We start from the raw sequence: 17,016 nt of genomic DNA on the forward strand, positions 1-17,016 counted from the left end.
TAGAATCACGTCTGTCATCAAGCGCACCGAGGTGAGTGCTTATATAGGTGGCTTTGGGCAGTCCGGTCATGGAGGGGGAGTGTGGTCAGAGTCTTGTGCCGGGCAATTCTGCTGTGGCTGGCGCTCGTGCCCGTGGTGCGGGCGGAGGTGTTGGTCTATGCCGTCACCGATGAGAGCTGGGCGCCGTACTGGATTGTCGACGGCGAGCGGATCAGCGGCATCCTGCACGATTTCATGATCGCGCTGGATGCGCGCCTGCCGGACGACCTGCAGGCCAGCCACCCGTTGCCGCCGCTGCGCACGCAGAAGCTGTTCCGCGAGGGGCAGGTGCAGATCGAATGTTGCGTGAGCCAGAGTTGGCGGCGCGCTGCCGGGCAGGCCGAGGTTTCGCTCTGGAGCATGCCGGTGCTGGATGCCGAAGAGATGCTGCTCTTCGCTCCGGGCAAGGGATTTCCCTTCCGGCACCTCGAAGACCTGCGTGGCCGCTCCATCGCCACGGTGCGGGGCTACGGCTATGTGGGCAGCGAGTATTTCCAGCGCAACGATGGTGCCGATGCCCATGCGCTGATCTTCCGGGTCGCCCAGGGGCACAGCGAGGCCGGTATTCTCGACCGGCTGGAGTGGCGCTACCTGAGAAGCCGCGATCCTCAACTGCAGGCGCCGAGCTGGCAGGTGGAGGAGGGCGCCGTGATCAATCGCTCGCAGTTGCGTCTGCGCCTGCATCGTGACCATGCCGGGCACCTGGCGGCGATCAACGAGGCGATAAGGGCCCTGCAGGAGGACGGTACCCTGGCGCGTATCGTCGCAGAGTACGCGCCGCAGGCTCACGTGGCCGGACAAGGGGAAATCCGGTAAGCTTTGCGGCCCTGCTGAAATACCCCCGCCGAATCATGCGTGTTGCCGATTTTCACTTCGATCTCCCCGAGTCGCTGATCGCCCGCCATCCTCTGGCCGAGCGTCGCGCCAGCCGTTTGCTGCAGCTCGATGGCCCGAGTGGCGAGCTGCGTCATGGCCAGTTCACCGATGTGCTGGAGCAGTTGCGCCCCGGCGATCTCATGGTGTTCAACAACACCCGCGTGATCCCTGCGCGCCTGTTCGGCCAGAAGGCCTCCGGCGGCAAGCTGGAGGTGCTGGTGGAGCGTGTGCTCGATCAGTATCGCGTGCTGGCGCACGTTCGTTCGAGCAAGTCGCCCAAGCCCGGCTCGCAGATTCTCATCGATGGCGGTGGCGAGGCCGAGATGGTCGCGCGCCACGACGCCCTGTTCGAGCTGCGCTTCGCCGAGCCGGTGCTGCCGCTGCTCGAGCGCGTCGGACACATGCCGTTGCCGCCCTATATCGACCGTCCGGATGACGAGGCGGATCGCGAGCGCTATCAGACCGTCTATGCGCAGAAGGCCGGAGCGGTGGCGGCGCCGACCGCCGGGCTGCATTTCGATGACGAGCTGCTGGCGGCCATTCGTGGCAAGGGCGTGGAGACGGCCTTCGTGACCCTGCATGTGGGCGCGGGCACCTTTCAGCCGGTGCGCGTCGAGCGTATCGAGGACCACCACATGCACAGCGAGTGGCTGGAGGTCGGCCAGGATGTGGTCGATGCGGTCGCCGCCTGCCGCGCGCGCGGCGGTCGTGTCGTGGCGGTGGGCACCACCAGCGTGCGTTCCCTGGAAACCGCTGGCCGCGATGGCGAGTTGAAGCCCTTCAGCGGTGACACCGACATCTTCATCTACCCCGGCCGGCCGTTCCATGTGGTCGACGCCCTGGTGACCAACTTCCACCTGCCCGAGTCGACGCTGCTGATGCTGGTGTCGGCGTTCGCCGGTTATGCCGAGACCATGGCGGCCTATCGCGAGGCCGTGGCGCAGGGTTATCGCTTCTTCAGTTATGGTGATGCCATGTTCATCACCCGCAATCCCGCCGCGCGCGGGCCCGAGGTTTGAGTATGTCGCGCACCTGTCGCATGTCCTTCGAGTTGCTGGCCACCGACGGCAAGGCCCGTCGTGGTCGCCTGACCTTCCCGCGTGGCGTGGTCGAGACCCCGGCCTTCATGCCGGTGGGTACCTATGGCACGGTCAAGGGCATGCTGCCGCGTGACGTCGAGGGGATCGGCGCGCAGATCATCCTCGGTAACACCTTCCACCTGTGGCTGCGCCCGGGGATGGAGGTGATCAAGAAACATGGCGATCTGCACGACTTCATGCAGTGGCAGGGGCCGATCCTCACCGATTCCGGTGGCTTCCAGGTGTTCAGCCTGGGCGCCATGCGCAAGATCAAGGAAGAGGGCGTGTACTTCGCCTCGCCCGTCGATGGCGCCAAGGTGTTCATGGGGCCGGAAGAGTCGATGCAGGTGCAGCGCGACCTCGGTTCGGACATCGTGATGATCTTCGACGAGTGCACGCCGTATCCGGCCGAGTTCGACGTGGCCAAGCGCTCCATGGAGCTGTCGCTGCGTTGGGCCAAGCGCTCCAAGGACGCGCATGGCGAGAACACGGCTGCGCTGTTCGGCATCGTCCAGGGCGGTATGCACGAGGAGCTGCGCAAGCGCTCGCTCGACGGCCTCTGCGAAATCGGCTTCGACGGCCTGGCCATTGGCGGCCTGTCGGTGGGTGAGCCGAAGGAGGAGATGATCCGCGTGCTCGACTACCTGCCGCCGCAGATGCCGGCCGACAAGCCGCGCTACCTGATGGGCGTCGGCAAGCCCGAGGACCTGGTCGAGGGCGTGCGTCGCGGCGTCGACATGTTCGACTGCGTGATGCCGACGCGCAACGCCCGCAACGGTCACCTGTTCGTCGATACCGGCGTGGTGAAGATCCGCAACGCGGTGCACAAGCACGACGATTCGCCGCTGGACCCGACCTGCGACTGTTACACCTGCACAAACTTCTCCCGCGCCTACCTGCATCATCTGGACAAATGCGGCGAAATGCTCGGCAGCATGCTCAATACCATCCATAACTTGCGGCATTATCAGCGGGTTATGGCTGGTTTGCGCGAGGCTATCGGACAGGGTACATTGGCCGCCTTTGTCGAAACCTTCTATGCCAAGCGCGGCCTGCCTGTGCCGCCGCTGGACTGATTCCCGAACGATTCAAGATCCTTTCCATTAGGAGTGCTACATGAGCTTTTTCATTCCCGCCGCCTACGCTGACACCGCGGCTGCTGCCCCTGCAGGGAGCGGTTTCGAGTGGGTCTTCCTGATCGGCTTCCTGGTCATCTTCTATCTGATGATCTGGCGTCCGCAGGCCAAGCGCGCCAAAGAGCACAAGAACCTGCTCGGCGGTCTGCAGAAGGGCGACGAAGTGGTCACCAGCGGCGGCATCGCCGGCAAGGTCTCCAAGGTCACTGATGATTTCGTGGTGATCGAGGTGTCTGACACCGTCGAGCTGAAGTTCCAGAAGCAGGCCATTGCCGCCACCCTGCCCAAGGGCACGCTGAAAGCCATCTGATTCGGTTCATAGTTTCCATTCGACGGGGCGCTTTAAGCGCCCCGCGTCATAAGCGGGTGGCTCGTTCATGCTCAATAAATACCCTCTGTGGAAGTACCTGCTGATCCTGGCCGTGCTGGCGATCGGTCTGGTCTACTCCATCCCCAACCTCTATCCGGACGATCCTGCGATCCAGGTCAGTGGCGCCAGTTCGGCGCTGGCCATCGAGCAGGCGGATGTCGACCGTGCCAGCAAGGCGCTGCAGGATGCGGGCATCCAGGTCAAGGCCGCCAGCATCGACGAGCGTGGTCGCGGTGGCCTGATTCGTCTGGCCAAGCAGGATGACCAGTTGCCGGCCAAGGACATCGTCCGCCGTGCGCTGGGTGATGACTACGTGGTGGCGCTGAACCTGGCGCAGACCACACCCGACTGGCTGCGCAGCCTGGGCGCGAGCCCGATGAAGCTCGGCCTGGACCTCTCCGGCGGTGTGCACTTCCTGCTGGAAGTCGACATGGACAAGGCGCTGGATGTACGTCGCAAGGTCTATGAAGGCGAGATCAAGAGCCTGCTGCGCAAGGAGCGCGTGCGCTACCGCAGCATGCCGGAAAGCAATGGCCGCATTCAGCTGGGCTTCGCCGACAGCGAGACGCTGGACAATGCCGAGCGCCTGATCCGCAAGGACTACAAGGACTTCGAACTGACCAGCGTCGAGCGTGGTGGTCAGCAGGTCCTGCAACTGGCACTGACCCAGGCCAAGATCGCCGAGATTCGCGAGTACTCGATCAAGCAGAACCTCACCACCGTGCGCAACCGGGTCAACGAGCTGGGCGTCGCCGAGCCGCTGGTCCAGCGCCAGGGTGCCAACCGCATCGTGGTCGAGCTGCCGGGCGTGCAGGACACTGCCGAGGCCAAGCGTATTCTCGGCAAGACCGCCAACCTGGAGTTCCGTCTGCAGGCCGAGCTGGACGCGCCGCGTGGTGCGACCGAGGATTTCGAATTCCGCGAGGCCGGTCGTCCGCCGGTACAGCTTGAGCGTGAGCTGATCATCACCGGTGACCAGGTCACCGACGCGCAGGCCAGCTTCGACGAGAACGGTCGCCCGCAGGTGAACATTCGTCTCGATGGCCATGGCGGCGACCTGATGAACCGCGCCACCCGCAACAACGTCGGGCGCAGCATGGCGGTGATCTTCATCGAACAGAAGCCGGTCACCCGCTACGTGCGCCAGACCGTCGACGGTGTCGAGCAGGAGGTCGCCGTGCCGACCTTCGTCGAAGAGAAGAAGATCATCAGCCTGGCGACCATCCAGTCGGCGCTGGGTAGCCAGTTCCGCATCACCGGCCTGAACGGTCAGGGCGAGTCTTCCGAGCTTGCGCTGCTGCTGCGTGCCGGTGGCCTGGCTGCACCGATGTACTTCGCTGAAGAACGCACCATCGGCCCGAGCCTGGGTGCCGAGAACATCGCCAAGGGTATCGAGTCCACCGAGTGGGCGATGATCTTCGTGGCGCTGTTCATCATCGCCATCTATCGCTTCTTCGGTGTGCTGGCGACCGTGGCGCTGGCGTTCAACCTGGTGCTGCTGGTCGGTCTGATGTCGGCGATCGGCGCGACCCTGACCCTGCCGGGTATCGCCGGTATCGTGCTGACCCTGGGTATGGCGGTGGACGCCAACGTGCTGATCTTCTCGCGCATACGCGAGGAGCTGGCCAAGGGGCTGCATGTGCAGCGGGCGATTCATGAAGGTTTCGATCGTGCCTACTCGGCGATTCTCGACAGTAACCTGACCACCCTGCTGGTGGGCGGCATCCTGTTCGCGATGGGCACCGGCCCGGTCAAGGGCTTCGCGGTGACGCTGTCGCTGGGGATCGTGACCTCGATGTTCACAGCCATCATGTTCACCCGAGGTCTGGTCAACCTGATCTTCGGTGGTCGCAACGTCAAGAAGCTGTGGATCTGAGGTGCAGCCATGATCAAGTCAACCATTCGTTTCATGGCGATCCGCAACATCGCCTTCGCAATGACCGTCGTGCTGACCATCGTCGGCCTGGGTGCGCTGTTCGCCAAGGGCCTGAACTTCGGTCTGGACTTCACCGGCGGTACCCTGATCGAGCTGCAGTACGAGCAGCCGGCCGACCTGGATCTGATCAAGAACGAGCTGGGCCAGGCAGGCTACGTCGATGCCGTGGTGCAGAGCTTCGGCGCCAGCACCGATGTGCTGGTGCGCCTCGCCGGTGACGACGCGGACCTGGGCAACCAGGTCGCGGCGGCGCTGCGCAAGGTGGACGCGACGACGCAGTTCGAGGTCAAGCGTGTCGAGTTCGTCGGTCCGCAGGTGGGTGAAGAGCTGCGCGACCAGGGCGGCATCGCCATGCTCCTGGCCCTGGGCGGCATCCTGCTGTACCTGGCATTCCGCTTCCAGTGGAAGTTCGGCGTCGGTGCCATCGCCTCGCTGGTGCACGACGTGGTCATCACCCTGGGGGTGCTGGCGTTCTTCCAGATCCCCTTCGATCTGACCGTGCTGGCGGCGGTGCTGGCGATGATCGGTTACTCGCTCAACGACACCATCATCATCTATGACCGTATCCGCGAGAACTTCCGCGTGCTGCGCAAGACGTCGCTGATCGAGAACGTCGACATCTCGATCACCCAGACCCTGCTGCGTACCATCGCCACCTCGTTGTCCACGGCACTGGCGCTGCTGGCGCTGCTGTTCTTCGGTGGTGACGTGCTGGCGGCCTTCGCGCTGACCCTGCTGGTCGGTGTGGTGGTGGGTACCTACTCGTCGGTCTACATCGGCGCCACGGTGCTGGTGTGGCTGAAGCTCAGCGTCGAGGACCTGATTCCTCCGGCGGTCGATGCAGAGGTCGACGACGGGCGTCCCTGATGTTGTGACGGACGTCTAGAAAGTCAGCGAAAGCCGCGGCAAGTCGAACTTGCCGCGGCTTTTTGCTGTCCTAGGCAAGGAGAGAGGCGCGAGTCGCCGAGCCTGGGAGACACATAAAATGAACAAGTCAATGTTGGTAGGTGCCGTACTGGGTGCTGTGGGTGTGACCGCTGGTGGTGCCGTGGCCACCTACAGTCTGGTTGATCGTGGCCCGGACTATGCCGAGGTGCTGGCTGTCACGCCGGTCAATGAAACCGTGAAGACCCCGAGGGAAGTGTGCAAGGACGTGACCGTCACGCGTCAGCGTCCGGTGCAGGATCAGCATCAGATCGCCGGTACCGCCATTGGCGCTATCGCCGGTGGCCTGCTGGGCAACCAGATCGGTGGCGGCAACGGCAAGAAGATCGCCACGGTGGCGGGTGCGGTTGGCGGCGGCTACGCCGGCAACAAGATTCAGGAAGGCATGCAGCAGCGTGACACCTACACCACCACAGAAACGCGCTGCAATACCGTGACCGATACCAGCCAGAAGCTGGTGGGTTACGACGTGAAGTACCAGCTGGGCGAGAAGGTCGGCAGCGTGCGCATGGATCGTGATCCTGGCAGTCGCATTCCGCTCAACGACAAGGGCGAGCTGGTCCTTGTGCAGCAGACCCAGTGAGAAATGGCCGCCAATAAAAAACGCCCCTCGGGGCGTTTTTTATTGCGCAGCTGAAACTCAGCGCTTCATCGAGGGTGCCAGGTGCGGCTGAATGGCGGTCAGTACGGCCTTGAAGCACTTGGTGTTGCCAGCGACGATCTGGCCCTTCTCGAGGAAGTCGTGGCCGCCGCTGAAGTCGCTGACCAGGCCGCCTGCTTCCTGGATCAGCAGGGCGCCTGCAGCCATGTCCCACTCGGACAGGCCGAATTCCCAGAAGGCATCGAAGCGGCCGGCGGCGACGTAGGCCAGGTCCAGGCTGGCGGCACCGGCGCGGCGGATGCCGGCGGTCTGGCCGGTCAGGCTGCGGAACATGTTCAGGTAGTTGTCCAGGTGGTCCAGCTGGCCATCGCGGAACGGGAAGCCGGTGCCGAGCAGGGCGCCGTCGAGGCTCTTGCGGTTGCTGACGCGCAGGCGGCGGCCGTTGAGGGCGGCGCCACGGCCACGGCTGGCGGTGAATTCTTCCTGGCGTACCGGGTCGAGGACGATGGCGTGCTCGAGGCGGCCGCGGTATTTGCAGGCAATGCTGATGGCGAAGTGCGGCACGCCACGGATGAAGTTGGTGGTGCCGTCCAGCGGGTCGATGATCCACTGATAGTCGGCGCCTTCGCCGCTACCTTCCAGCACGCCGCCTTCCTCGCCCAGGAAGCTGTGGGTCGGGTAGGCCTTGCGAATGGCCTGAACGATCATCAGTTCAGCGGCCTTGTCGACCTCGGTGACGTAATCCTTGGCATCCTTCTCGTCGACCGAGATGACATCCAGGCGCTCGATGGAGCGAAAGATCATTTCACCGGCGCTGCGAGCGGCGCGCAGGGCGATATTCAGCATGGGCTGCATGGGAGGTTCACCTGGGGCGTTAAAGAAAGCCGGCCATGTTAGCAGAAAACCTTTGTCGATGAAGCGCCGTCTGTATGCTGCATGGCATTAATCTGAGGGCTTGGGTAAGATCGTTGCCCCCTTGTCTTCACTGAGAGTGCCTGCGTTGCTGGAAAATATTCGCGTGGTTTTGGTCAACACCAGTCATCCGGGCAACATCGGCGGCGCTGCGCGGGCGATGAAAAACATGGGCCTGTCGCGTCTGGTGCTGGTCGATCCCGTGGATTTCCCCAGTGGTGATGCGGTCGCGCGAGCCTCCGGTGCCACCGATGTGCTCGATGCGGCGCAGGTGGTCGGAACGCTGGAAGAGGCGCTGGTCGGCTGCAGCCTGGTGATCGGCACCAGTGCGCGTGATCGGCGCATTCCCTGGCCGCTGCTCGATCCGCGCGAGTGCGGTGTGACCAGTTGCGAGCAGGCCGCAGGCGGCGGCGAAGTCGCGTTGGTGTTCGGTCGCGAATATGCCGGGCTGACCAACGAAGAGCTGCAGCGATGTCAATATCACGTGCATATCCCGTCGAACCCGGAGTTCAGCTCGCTGAACCTGGCGGCGGCGGTTCAGGTGCTGGTCTACGAAGTGCGGATGGCCTGGCTCACAGCGCAGAATCTGCCGACCAAGGTGGAGAAGCTGGAGACCACGGCGGTGCTCAACTCCCAGGCGGCGACTGCGGATGAACTGGAGTCCTTCTACGGTCATCTGCGTCGCGTGCTGGTGATGATCGGCTTCCTCGATCCGCAGAAGCCCCGGCACCTGATGACTCGCCTGCGTCGCCTCTATGGGCGCAGTGCGGTGAGCAAGTTGGAAATGAATATCCTGCGCGGCATTCTCACCGAGACCGAGAAAGCCGTGCGCGGAGAGCCTCACAAGCAGGGGAAATCTGATGTTTGAACGCATGCGAGAAGATATCCAGAGCGTATTTCACCGTGATCCGGCCGCGCGCAATACCTTCGAGGTCGTGACCTGCTACCCCGGGCTGCATGCCGTCTGGCTGCATCGTGCCGCGCATTCGCTCTGGCGTTCGGGGTGGAAGTGGCCGGCGCGCGTGGTGTCCAACTTCGGGCGCTGGTTGACCGGCATCGAGATTCATCCCGGGGCCAGGATCGGGCGGCGCTTCTTCATCGACCACGGCATGGGCATCGTCATTGGCGAGACTGCCGAGATCGGTAACGACGTGACGCTGTATCAGGGCGTGACCCTGGGGGGCACCAGCTGGAACAAGGGCAAGCGCCATCCGACCCTGGAAGATGGTGTCGTGGTCGGTGCGGGGGCCAAGGTGCTCGGCCCGTTCACTGTCGGTGCCGGTGCCAAGATCGGCTCCAACGCGGTGGTGACAAAGGCGGTGCCTGCCGGTGCCACGGCGGTCGGTATTCCGGGCAAGATCATCGTCAAGTCCGACGGCGAGCAGGAGGCCAAGCGCCAGGCCATGGCCGAGAAGATCGGCTTCGATGCCTACGGTGTGGGGCAGGACATGCCGGACCCGGTGGCGCGTGCCATCGGTCAGCTGCTCGATCACCTGCACGCCGTCGACGGGCGTCTCGAAGGCATGTGCAAGGCCCTGACGGCGCTTGGCAGCGATTATTGTGGCAAGGACCTGCCGACGCTGCGCGATGAAGACTTCGCCGACGTCTGCAAGGACCAGCAGGCAAGCGACAAGCCCGCTGCGTGATGCACCAGGGGGCGGCATTTGCTATCATGCCGCCTCTTTTTGCGGTCAATCCCGAGTAAATCAATAGGTCTTATAGTTGACTTAAATACTCGGGAATCGCATACTCCGCTGCAATTCAGTGATTCGTGGTAGAGCCATGCGACTGACCACCAAAGGCCGTTACGCCGTTACCGCCATGCTTGATCTGGCGTTGCACGCACAGCACGGTCCCGTTTCCCTGGCCGACATCTCCGAGCGGCAGGGCATCTCCCTGTCCTATCTCGAGCAACTGTTCGCCAAGCTGCGCCGTGGCAGCCTGGTGTCCAGCGTGCGCGGGCCGGGCGGTGGCTACCAGTTGTCGCGCGACATGCGCGGCATCCAGGTGGCGCAGGTGATCGATGCGGTCAACGAGTCCGTCGACGCGACGCGTTGCCAGGGGCAGGGCGACTGCCACGCCGGCGATACCTGCCTGACTCACCATCTGTGGTGCGATCTCAGTCAGCAGATTCACGAATTCCTCAGCGGCATCAGCCTGGCTGATCTGGTCGCACGCCATGAGGTGCAGGAAGTCGCGTTGCGTCAGGATCAGCGTCGCTGCTCCGGCAGAGGCACTGCACCGCATCTGGATAAGATTGAAGCGTCTGCCATCGAATGAGCAGGGCGTTTGCCTGATAGGAGAAACCCAATGAAATTGCCGATCTACCTCGATTATTCCGCTACTACGCCGGTCGATCCGCGCGTAGCGCAGAAGATGAGCGAGTGTCTGCTGGTCGACGGTAACTTCGGTAACCCGGCTTCGCGCTCTCACGTGTTCGGCTGGAAAGCCGAGGAAGCCGTGGAAAACGCTCGTCGTCAGGTCGCCGAGCTGGTCAATGCCGACCCGCGCGAGATCGTCTGGACCAGTGGCGCCACCGAGTCCGACAACCTTGCCATCAAGGGCGTCGCGCACTTCTACAGCAGCAAGGGCAAGCACATCATCACCTCGAAGATCGAGCACAAGGCGGTGCTGGACACCACCCGCCAGCTCGAGCGCGAAGGTTTCGAAGTGACCTACCTGGAGCCGGGCGAAGACGGCCTGATCACGCCGGCGATGGTCGAGGCCGTGCTGCGTGAGGACACCACCCTGGTTTCCCTGATGCACGTCAACAACGAGATCGGCACCATCAACGACATCGCGGCCATCGGCGAGCTGACCCGCTCCCGTGGCGTGCTGCTGCACGTCGATGCGGCGCAGTCCACCGGCAAGGTGGACATCGATCTGGAGAAGATGAAGGTCGACCTGATGTCCTTCTCCGCGCACAAGACCTACGGCCCGAAAGGCGTCGGTGCCCTGTACGTGCGCCGCAAGCCGCGTGTGCGTCTGGAAGCGCAGACCCATGGCGGTGGCCACGAGCGCGGCATGCGCTCCGGCACCCTGGCCACGCACCAGTGCGTCGGCATGGGCGAAGCCTTCCGTATCGCCAAGCAGGAGATGGCTGCCGAGAACCAGCGCATCACCGCCTTGCGCGACCGCTTCTACAGCCAGCTCGAAGACATGGAAGAGCTGTACGTCAACGGCAGCCTGACCGAGCGCGTGCCGCACAACCTGAACCTGAGTTTCAACTACGTCGAGGGCGAGTCGCTGATCATGGCGCTCAAGGACCTGGCCGTATCGTCCGGCTCGGCCTGCACTTCGGCTTCGCTGGAGCCTTCCTACGTGCTGCGTGCCCTGGGTCGTAACGACGAGCTGGCGCACAGCTCGATTCGCTTCACCTTCGGCCGTTTCACGACCGAGGAAGAGGTCGACTATGCCGCCGCCAAGGTCCGCGAAGCCGTGGACAAGCTGCGCGAGCTGTCGCCCCTGTGGGATATGTTCAAAGAAGGTGTCGACCTTTCCTCCGTGGAATGGGCAGCACACTGATAGCTGCCGAGGCGGATCGTTCGCTGAGCGCTCCGCCGGAGAGCGGTACCTGATGAGAGAGGAAGTACAACATGGCATACAGTGACAAGGTCATCGACCACTACGAAAACCCGCGCAACGTCGGCAAGCTGAATGCCGAGGACCCGGACGTCGGCACCGGCATGGTCGGTGCGCCGGCCTGCGGCGACGTGATGCGCCTGCAGATCAAGGTCAGCGAGAGCGGTGTCATCGAAGACGCCAAGTTCAAGACCTACGGCTGCGGCTCGGCGATCGCTTCCAGCTCCCTCGCTACCGAGTGGATGAAGGGCAAGACCCTCGACGAAGCGGAAAGCATCAAGAATACCCAGCTGGCCGAAGAACTGGCGCTGCCGCCGGTGAAGATCCACTGCTCCGTGCTCGCCGAGGACGCCATCAAGGCGGCCGTGCGCGATTACAAGCAGAAGAAAGGCTTGCTCTGATACGAGGTTTGCAATGGCCATCACCATGTCTGAAGCAGCTGCCCGCCACGTGCAGCGCTCCCTGGATGGGCGCGGCAAGGGCGAAGGCATTCGCCTCGGTGTGCGCACTACCGGGTGTTCCGGCCTGGCCTATGTTCTCGAGTTCGTCGATGAGCTGGCGGCCGAGGACCAGGTTTTCGAGAGTCACGGCGTCAAGGTGATCATCGACCCCAAGAGCCTGGTCTATCTCGACGGCACCGAACTGGATTTCGTCAAGGAAGGCCTCAACGAGGGCTTCAAGTTCAACAACCCCAACGTGCGCGGCGAGTGTGGCTGCGGCGAGAGCTTCAACGTTTGAGGCGCTCGCGTGGGTAATCCTTGTCATTTCGCCCTGTTCGACCTGCAGCCGAGCTTTCGCCTCGACCTGGAGCAGCTGGCTGCGCGTTACCGCGAGCTGGCGCGCCAGGTGCATCCCGATCGATTCGCCGACGCTGGCGAGCGTGAGCAGCGCCTGGCGCTTGAGCGTTCCGCCTGCCTCAACGAGGCCTATCAGGTCCTCAAGACGCCCTCGCAGCGTGCGCGCTACCTGCTGGCCATGCGCGGCCCCGAGCTGCCGCTGGAAGTGACGGTGCAGGATCCGGACTTCCTGCTGCAGCAGATGCAGCTGCGCGAAGAGCTGGAGGAGTTGCAGGACGACGCCGACCTTGCCGGTGTCGCCGTCTTCAAGCGGCGCCTGAAAACTGCGCAGGAGCAGCTCAACGAGCGCTTCGCCGAATGCTGGGACGATGAGGCTCGCCGCGAGGAAGCCGAACGCCTGATGCGCCGGATGCAGTTTCTCGACAAGCTCTCTCATGAAGTGCGCCAACTAGAAGAGCGCCTCGACGATTAACCTGTGGGTTGCCTCGGCAATCCGCCTGATGATTTCAAGAAGACCATGGCCTTATTGCAGATCGCCGAGCCAGGACAGAGCCCGCAACCGCACCAGCGCAGGCTGGCGGTGGGCATCGACCTGGGCACCACCAATTCGCTGGTCGCCGCTGTACGCAGTGGTCTGGCCGAGCCTCTGGCGGACGATGAGGGCGGGGTCATCCTGCCTTCGGCGGTGCGCTACCACCCGGATCATGTCGAGGTGGGCGAATCAGCCAAGCAGGCGGCTGCCAGTGACCCCTTCAACACCGTGCTGTCGGTCAAGCGCCTGATGGGGCGCGGCGTCGCCGATGTGCACCAGCTCGGCGAGCAGCTGCCATACCGCTTCGCTGCGGGCGAGTCGCACATGCCCTTCATCGAGACGGTGCAGGGCGCGAAGAGCCCCGTCGAAGTCTCGGCCGAAATTCTCAAGACCCTGCGCCTGCGCGCGGAGCAGACCCTGGGTGGCGAACTGGTCGGCGCGGTGATCACCGTGCCGGCCTATTTCGATGATGCCCAGCGTCAGGCGACCAAGGATGCGGCGCGAGTCGCCGGTCTCAACGTCCTGCGCCTGCTCAACGAGCCCACTGCTGCTGCGGTTGCCTACGGCCTGGATCAGAAGGCCGAGGGCGTGGTCGCCATCTATGACCTGGGTGGCGGCACGTTCGATGTGTCGATTCTGCGCCTCACTGGTGGGGTGTTCGAGGTGCTGGCCACGGGCGGCGACAGTGCCCTGGGCGGCGATGATTTCGACCACGCCCTGGCTGACTGGATCATCCAGCAGGCCGGTCTGTCCAGTGACCTCGACCCGGCCACGCAGCGCGGTCTGCTGCAGGCCGCCTGTGCCGCGAAAGAGGCGCTGACCGACGCCGAGACGGTCGAGCTGAGCTTCGCCGAATGGCGTGGCTCGCTGTCGCGGGCGCAGTTCGAAGCGCTGATCGAGCCCATGGTCGCGCGCAGCCTCAAGGCCTGCCGGCGTGCGCTGCGTGATTCCGGTGTCGAGCTGGAGGACGTCAGCGCGGTGGTGATGGTCGGTGGCTCCACCCGTGTGCCACGGGTACGCGAAGCGGTTGGTGAGCTGTTCGGGCGCACGCCGCTGACCAATATCGATCCGGATCAGGTGGTGGCCATCGGTGCCGCCATTCAGGCCGACACGTTGGCCGGCAATCAGCGTGGCGATGGCGAGGAGCTGCTGCTGCTCGATGTGATTCCGCTGTCGCTCGGTCTGGAGACCATGGGCGGCCTGATGGAGAAGCTGATTCCGCGCAACACCACCATTCCGGTGGCGCGGGCGCAGGACTTCACCACCTACAAGGATGGCCAGACGGCCATGATGATTCACGTGCTGCAGGGTGAGCGCGAGCTGATCGCCGATTGCCGCTCCCTGGCGCGTTTCGAGTTGCGTGGCATCCCGCCGATGGTGGCCGGGGCGGCCAAGATCCGCGTGACCTTCCAGGTCGATGCCGATGGCCTGCTCAGTGTCGCGGCGCGTGAGCTGGGCTCGGGCGTCGAGGCGAGCATTCAGGTCAAGCCGTCCTATGGCCTGACCGATGGCGAGATCGCACGCATGCTGCAGGATTCCTTCCAGAATGCCGGGGGTGACAAGGCTGCGCGTGCGTTGCGCGAGCAGCAGGTCGACGCCCAGCGCCTGATCGAAGCCGTGGAAGCTGCGCTGGAGGCCGACGGCGAGCGTCTGCTGGATGCCGAGGAGCGCGAGGTCATCGAATTGCAGGTGCAGGAGCTGCGCGATCTGCTCGCGGGTAGCGATGGTCCGGCCATCGAGCGGCAGACCAAGCGCCTGTCGCAGGTCACGGATGCGTTCGCCGCGCGGCGCCTGGATTCAACGGTTAAAGCCGCGCTGGCCGGGCGCAATTTGAATGAGATCGAGGAATAACTGATGCCGCAGGTGATTTTTCTGCCCCATGAAAGGTTCTGCCCGGATGGCCTGGTGGTCGAGGCCGAGCCTGGCGTCTCCATCCTCGAGCTGGCTCATGAGCACCATATCGAAATGGAAAGCGCCTGTGGCGGCGTGTGTGCCTGCACCACCTGCCACTGCATCGTGCGCGAGGGTTTCGACTCGCTGAACGAGGCTGACGAGCTGGAAGAGGATTATCTGGACAAGGCCTGGGGGCTCGAGGCGCAGTCGCGTCTGGCCTGTCAGGCCATCGTCGGCGAGGAAGACCTCACCGTCGAGATTCCCAAGTATTCGCTGAACCACGCGGCCGAAGCGCCGCATTGACCCAGGAAGCACGAGCATGAGTCTGAAATGGGTTGATGTGCTGGATATCGCCATCGAGCTGAGCGAGCAGAAGCCGGATGTCGATCCGCGTTACGTGAACTTCGTCGATCTGCACCGCTGGGTCGTGGAGTTGCCGCAGTTCTCCGATGATCCGCAGCGGGGCGGCGAGAAGGTCCTCGAGGCGATCCAGGCTGCCTGGATCGAAGAGGCCGAGTAGCGCGACGCCGCTCGCCTGCGGGGCGTGAAACCGCAGTTCCCGGTCGTCTGCCGGTCGCGGAGCTTCATCTCGTAGCGTTTACTTGCAGCTGGAGGCGAGTCGCCTGTGGCTGCCATCTCAGAACCCGCGTATAATTCGCGGGTTTAATTTTTCGCTTTAACCCTAAAGTTTCTGGAGCTTCACATGGCTGTTCAACGTACTTTCTCCATCATCAAGCCTGACGCCGTTGCCAAGAACGTCATCGGTGAGATCACCACCCGTTTCGAAAAGGCCGGCCTGCGCGTTGTCGCTTCGAAGATGGTGCAACTGTCCGAGCGCGAAGCTGCCGGTTTCTACGCTGAGCACAGCGAGCGCGGCTTCTTCAAGGATCTGGTTGCCTTCATGACCTCCGGTCCGGTCATCGTCCAGGTTCTGGAAGGCGAAGACGCCGTCCTGAAGAACCGCGAGCTGATGGGCGCCACCAACCCGAAAGAAGCGGCTGCCGGCACCATCCGTGCTGACTTCGCCGTTTCCATCGACGAGAACGCTGTTCACGGTTCGGATTCCGAAGCTTCTGCCGCTCGCGAGATCGCTTACTTCTTCTCCGCTACCGAGCAGTGCGCGCGCATTCGCTGATCGAAGCGAATGATGCGAGGGTGAAGCCATGACCAATACCACCGGCAAGATCAACCTGCTGGGCCTGACCCAGCCGGAAATGGAACAGTTCTTCGAGTCCATCGGCGAGAAGCGCTTTCGTGCCGGCCAGGTGATGAAGTGGATTCACCACTTTGGCGTCGATGATTTCGCCGCCATGACCAATGTCGGCAAGGCCTTGCGCGAAAAGCTCGAGGCCTCTGCCGAGATTCGCGGCCCTGAAGTGGTCAGCGAAAATATTTCCGCCGATGGCACGCGCAAGTGGGTGGTGCGTGTGGCGTCGGGCAGCTGCGTGGAAACCGTGTACATCCCGCAGAATGGCCGCGGCACCCTGTGCGTGTCGTCGCAGGCCGGCTGTGCCCTGGATTGCAGCTTCTGCTCCACCGGCAAGCAAGGTTTCAACAGCGACCTGACCAGCGCCGAGATCATCGGCCAGGTGTGGATCGCCAGCAAATCCTTCGGCAGCGTGCCGGCCAAGATCGACCGTGCCATCACCAACGTGGTGATGATGGGCATGGGCGAGCCGCTGCTGAACTTCGACAACGTCGTCTCCGCCATGCAGATCATGATGGATGACCTCGGCTACGGCATTTCCAAGCGCAAGGTGACGCTGTCCACCTCCGGCGTGGTGCCGATGATCGACAAGCTGGCCGAAGTGATCGACGTGTCGCTGGCGCTGTCGCTGCATGCGCCGAACGACGAGCTGCGCAACCAGCTGGTGCCGATCAACAAGAAGTATCCCCTGGAGATGCTGCTGGCCGCGTGCAAGCGTTATATCTCCAAACTGGGCGAGAAGCGCGTGCTGACCATCGAGTACACCCTGCTCAAGGGTGTCAACGATCAGCCCGAGCATGCTGAGCAGATGATCGCACTTCTTGCCGATGTCCCTTGCAAGATCAACCTGATTCCGTTTAATCCCTTCCCCTTCTCGGGGTACGAGCGGCCGAGCAATAACGCCATTCGCCGCTTCCAGGACCTGTTGCACAAGGCTGGCCATAACGTCACGGTACGCACCACCCGTGGTGACGATATCGATGCCGCCTGCGGCCAGCTGGTGGGCCAGGTCATGGACCGTACTCGGCGCAGCGAGCGTTACATCGCCGTGCGCCAGCTGGGCAGCGAGGCTCAAGAGCCGCGCAATGCCGCCAATCGAAATTGAAGAGAG

20 protein-coding genes are annotated in these 17,016 nt (G+C 63.4%); 19 read left to right on the forward strand and 1 reads right to left on the reverse strand.

Going from position 1 to position 17,016, the window contains the following annotated elements:
- Positions 1-81: 81 nt before the first annotated feature.
- The 7 genes from E4487_RS03845 (at position 82) to E4487_RS03875 (ending at position 6,964) form a co-directional block, all read left to right on the forward strand.
- On the forward strand, positions 82-855 hold the full coding sequence (locus E4487_RS03845) for an ABC transporter substrate-binding protein (protein WP_175252753.1): 774 nt from the start codon (positions 82-84) through the stop codon (positions 853-855).
- Between the two features lie 35 nt (positions 856-890).
- On the forward strand, positions 891-1,934 hold the full coding sequence (gene queA / locus E4487_RS03850; RefSeq protein ID WP_150606211.1) for a tRNA preQ1(34) S-adenosylmethionine ribosyltransferase-isomerase QueA: 1,044 nt from the start codon (positions 891-893) through the stop codon (positions 1,932-1,934).
- Positions 1,935-1,954: 20 nt separating this feature from the next.
- Complete coding sequence (gene tgt / locus E4487_RS03855; RefSeq protein ID WP_172979227.1) at positions 1,955-3,070, forward strand: tRNA guanosine(34) transglycosylase Tgt; 1,116 nt, start codon at positions 1,955-1,957, stop codon at positions 3,068-3,070.
- 40 nt (positions 3,071-3,110) lie between these two features.
- Positions 3,111-3,440 (forward strand): preprotein translocase subunit YajC, encoded by a 330-nt coding sequence (yajC, locus tag E4487_RS03860; RefSeq protein ID WP_037049627.1) that lies wholly within the window; start codon positions 3,111-3,113, stop codon positions 3,438-3,440.
- Positions 3,441-3,507: 67 nt separating this feature from the next.
- Positions 3,508-5,376 carry a protein translocase subunit SecD gene (gene secD, locus E4487_RS03865; protein ID WP_152489432.1) on the forward strand — a complete coding sequence of 623 codons (1,869 nt, stop codon included), beginning with the start codon at positions 3,508-3,510 and terminating at the stop codon, positions 5,374-5,376.
- Positions 5,377-5,385: 9 nt separating this feature from the next.
- A complete protein-coding gene (secF, locus tag E4487_RS03870) occupies positions 5,386-6,303 on the forward strand; it encodes a protein translocase subunit SecF (protein ID WP_175252754.1) in 918 nt (305 codons plus the stop codon).
- A 118-nt stretch (positions 6,304-6,421) separates the two neighbouring features.
- Positions 6,422-6,964, forward strand: a complete 543-nt coding sequence (locus tag E4487_RS03875; RefSeq protein ID WP_037049619.1) for a glycine zipper 2TM domain-containing protein — start codon at positions 6,422-6,424, stop codon at positions 6,962-6,964.
- Positions 6,965-7,021: 57 nt separating this feature from the next.
- Here the strand turns inward: E4487_RS03875 and suhB are convergent, their stop codons facing one another.
- A complete protein-coding gene (suhB, locus tag E4487_RS03880; protein WP_047587606.1) occupies positions 7,022-7,837 on the reverse strand; it encodes an inositol-phosphate phosphatase in 816 nt (271 codons plus the stop codon).
- A 145-nt stretch (positions 7,838-7,982) separates the two neighbouring features.
- Here suhB and trmJ point away from each other — a divergent pair, with 145 nt between their 5' ends.
- From trmJ to rlmN, 12 genes are all read left to right on the forward strand, one after another.
- A complete protein-coding gene (gene trmJ / locus E4487_RS03885; RefSeq protein ID WP_037049613.1) occupies positions 7,983-8,762 on the forward strand; it encodes a tRNA (cytosine(32)/uridine(32)-2'-O)-methyltransferase TrmJ in 780 nt (259 codons plus the stop codon).
- Positions 8,755-9,540 (forward strand): serine O-acetyltransferase, encoded by a 786-nt coding sequence (cysE, locus tag E4487_RS03890; protein ID WP_037049612.1) that lies wholly within the window; start codon positions 8,755-8,757, stop codon positions 9,538-9,540. The genes trmJ and cysE overlap by 8 nt, the downstream gene beginning before the upstream one ends.
- 136 nt (positions 9,541-9,676) lie before the next feature.
- Positions 9,677-10,174 carry a Fe-S cluster assembly transcriptional regulator IscR gene (iscR, locus tag E4487_RS03895; protein ID WP_037049610.1) on the forward strand — a complete coding sequence of 166 codons (498 nt, stop codon included), beginning with the start codon at positions 9,677-9,679 and terminating at the stop codon, positions 10,172-10,174.
- Positions 10,175-10,204: 30 nt separating this feature from the next.
- A complete protein-coding gene (locus E4487_RS03900) occupies positions 10,205-11,419 on the forward strand; it encodes an IscS subfamily cysteine desulfurase (RefSeq protein ID WP_047587601.1) in 1,215 nt (404 codons plus the stop codon).
- A 71-nt stretch (positions 11,420-11,490) separates the two neighbouring features.
- A complete protein-coding gene (gene iscU / locus E4487_RS03905; RefSeq protein WP_017362576.1) occupies positions 11,491-11,877 on the forward strand; it encodes a Fe-S cluster assembly scaffold IscU in 387 nt (128 codons plus the stop codon).
- A gap of 13 nt (positions 11,878-11,890) precedes the next feature.
- Entirely contained in the window at positions 11,891-12,214 is a 324-nt protein-coding gene (gene iscA, locus E4487_RS03910; protein WP_021442761.1) for an iron-sulfur cluster assembly protein IscA, read from the forward strand.
- Between the two features lie 9 nt (positions 12,215-12,223).
- A complete protein-coding gene (gene hscB / locus E4487_RS03915) occupies positions 12,224-12,745 on the forward strand; it encodes a co-chaperone HscB (protein WP_037049605.1) in 522 nt (173 codons plus the stop codon).
- A gap of 45 nt (positions 12,746-12,790) precedes the next feature.
- Positions 12,791-14,656 (forward strand): Fe-S protein assembly chaperone HscA, encoded by a 1,866-nt coding sequence (gene hscA / locus E4487_RS03920; protein ID WP_175252755.1) that lies wholly within the window; start codon positions 12,791-12,793, stop codon positions 14,654-14,656.
- Positions 14,657-14,659: 3 nt separating this feature from the next.
- Positions 14,660-15,001: an ISC system 2Fe-2S type ferredoxin gene (gene fdx, locus E4487_RS03925; RefSeq protein WP_037049601.1), complete on the forward strand. Its 342-nt coding sequence runs from the start codon at positions 14,660-14,662 to the stop codon at positions 14,999-15,001.
- 16 nt (positions 15,002-15,017) lie between these two features.
- Complete coding sequence (gene iscX / locus E4487_RS03930; RefSeq protein WP_037049599.1) at positions 15,018-15,218, forward strand: Fe-S cluster assembly protein IscX; 201 nt, start codon at positions 15,018-15,020, stop codon at positions 15,216-15,218.
- Between the two features lie 183 nt (positions 15,219-15,401).
- Positions 15,402-15,833 carry a nucleoside-diphosphate kinase gene (gene ndk, locus E4487_RS03935; RefSeq protein ID WP_037049596.1) on the forward strand — a complete coding sequence of 144 codons (432 nt, stop codon included), beginning with the start codon at positions 15,402-15,404 and terminating at the stop codon, positions 15,831-15,833.
- Between the two features lie 28 nt (positions 15,834-15,861).
- Positions 15,862-17,010, forward strand: coding sequence for a 23S rRNA (adenine(2503)-C(2))-methyltransferase RlmN (gene rlmN / locus E4487_RS03940; protein ID WP_037049593.1), 1,149 nt, complete (start codon positions 15,862-15,864; stop codon positions 17,008-17,010).
- Positions 17,011-17,016: the final 6 nt, after the last annotated feature.

This window comes from Pseudomonas sp. BMW13 (assembly GCF_013357275.1).
GTDB lineage: Bacteria > Pseudomonadota > Gammaproteobacteria > Pseudomonadales > Pseudomonadaceae > Aquipseudomonas > Aquipseudomonas khazarica.

What these genes read in the sequence shown, in the direction of transcription:
- queA (WP_150606211.1), top strand. Translation starts at nt 891, where the DNA reads ATGCGTGTTGCCGATTTTCACTTCGATCTCCCCGAGTCGCTGATCGCC.
- tgt (WP_172979227.1), top strand. Translation starts at nt 1,955, where the DNA reads ATGTCCTTCGAGTTGCTGGCCACCGACGGCAAGGCCCGTCGTGGTCGC.
- yajC (WP_037049627.1), top strand. Translation starts at nt 3,111, where the DNA reads ATGAGCTTTTTCATTCCCGCCGCCTACGCTGACACCGCGGCTGCTGCC.
- secD (WP_152489432.1), top strand. Translation starts at nt 3,508, where the DNA reads ATGCTCAATAAATACCCTCTGTGGAAGTACCTGCTGATCCTGGCCGTG.
- secF (WP_175252754.1), top strand. Translation starts at nt 5,386, where the DNA reads ATGATCAAGTCAACCATTCGTTTCATGGCGATCCGCAACATCGCCTTC.
- E4487_RS03875 (WP_037049619.1), top strand. Translation starts at nt 6,422, where the DNA reads ATGAACAAGTCAATGTTGGTAGGTGCCGTACTGGGTGCTGTGGGTGTG.
- suhB (WP_047587606.1), bottom strand. Translation starts at nt 7,837, where the DNA reads ATGCAGCCCATGCTGAATATCGCCCTGCGCGCCGCTCGCAGCGCCGGT.
- cysE (WP_037049612.1), top strand. Translation starts at nt 8,755, where the DNA reads ATGTTTGAACGCATGCGAGAAGATATCCAGAGCGTATTTCACCGTGAT.
- iscR (WP_037049610.1), top strand. Translation starts at nt 9,677, where the DNA reads ATGCGACTGACCACCAAAGGCCGTTACGCCGTTACCGCCATGCTTGAT.
- E4487_RS03900 (WP_047587601.1), top strand. Translation starts at nt 10,205, where the DNA reads ATGAAATTGCCGATCTACCTCGATTATTCCGCTACTACGCCGGTCGAT.
- iscU (WP_017362576.1), top strand. Translation starts at nt 11,491, where the DNA reads ATGGCATACAGTGACAAGGTCATCGACCACTACGAAAACCCGCGCAAC.
- iscA (WP_021442761.1), top strand. Translation starts at nt 11,891, where the DNA reads ATGGCCATCACCATGTCTGAAGCAGCTGCCCGCCACGTGCAGCGCTCC.
- hscA (WP_175252755.1), top strand. Translation starts at nt 12,791, where the DNA reads ATGGCCTTATTGCAGATCGCCGAGCCAGGACAGAGCCCGCAACCGCAC.
- fdx (WP_037049601.1), top strand. Translation starts at nt 14,660, where the DNA reads ATGCCGCAGGTGATTTTTCTGCCCCATGAAAGGTTCTGCCCGGATGGC.
- iscX (WP_037049599.1), top strand. Translation starts at nt 15,018, where the DNA reads ATGAGTCTGAAATGGGTTGATGTGCTGGATATCGCCATCGAGCTGAGC.
- ndk (WP_037049596.1), top strand. Translation starts at nt 15,402, where the DNA reads ATGGCTGTTCAACGTACTTTCTCCATCATCAAGCCTGACGCCGTTGCC.
- rlmN (WP_037049593.1), top strand. Translation starts at nt 15,862, where the DNA reads ATGACCAATACCACCGGCAAGATCAACCTGCTGGGCCTGACCCAGCCG.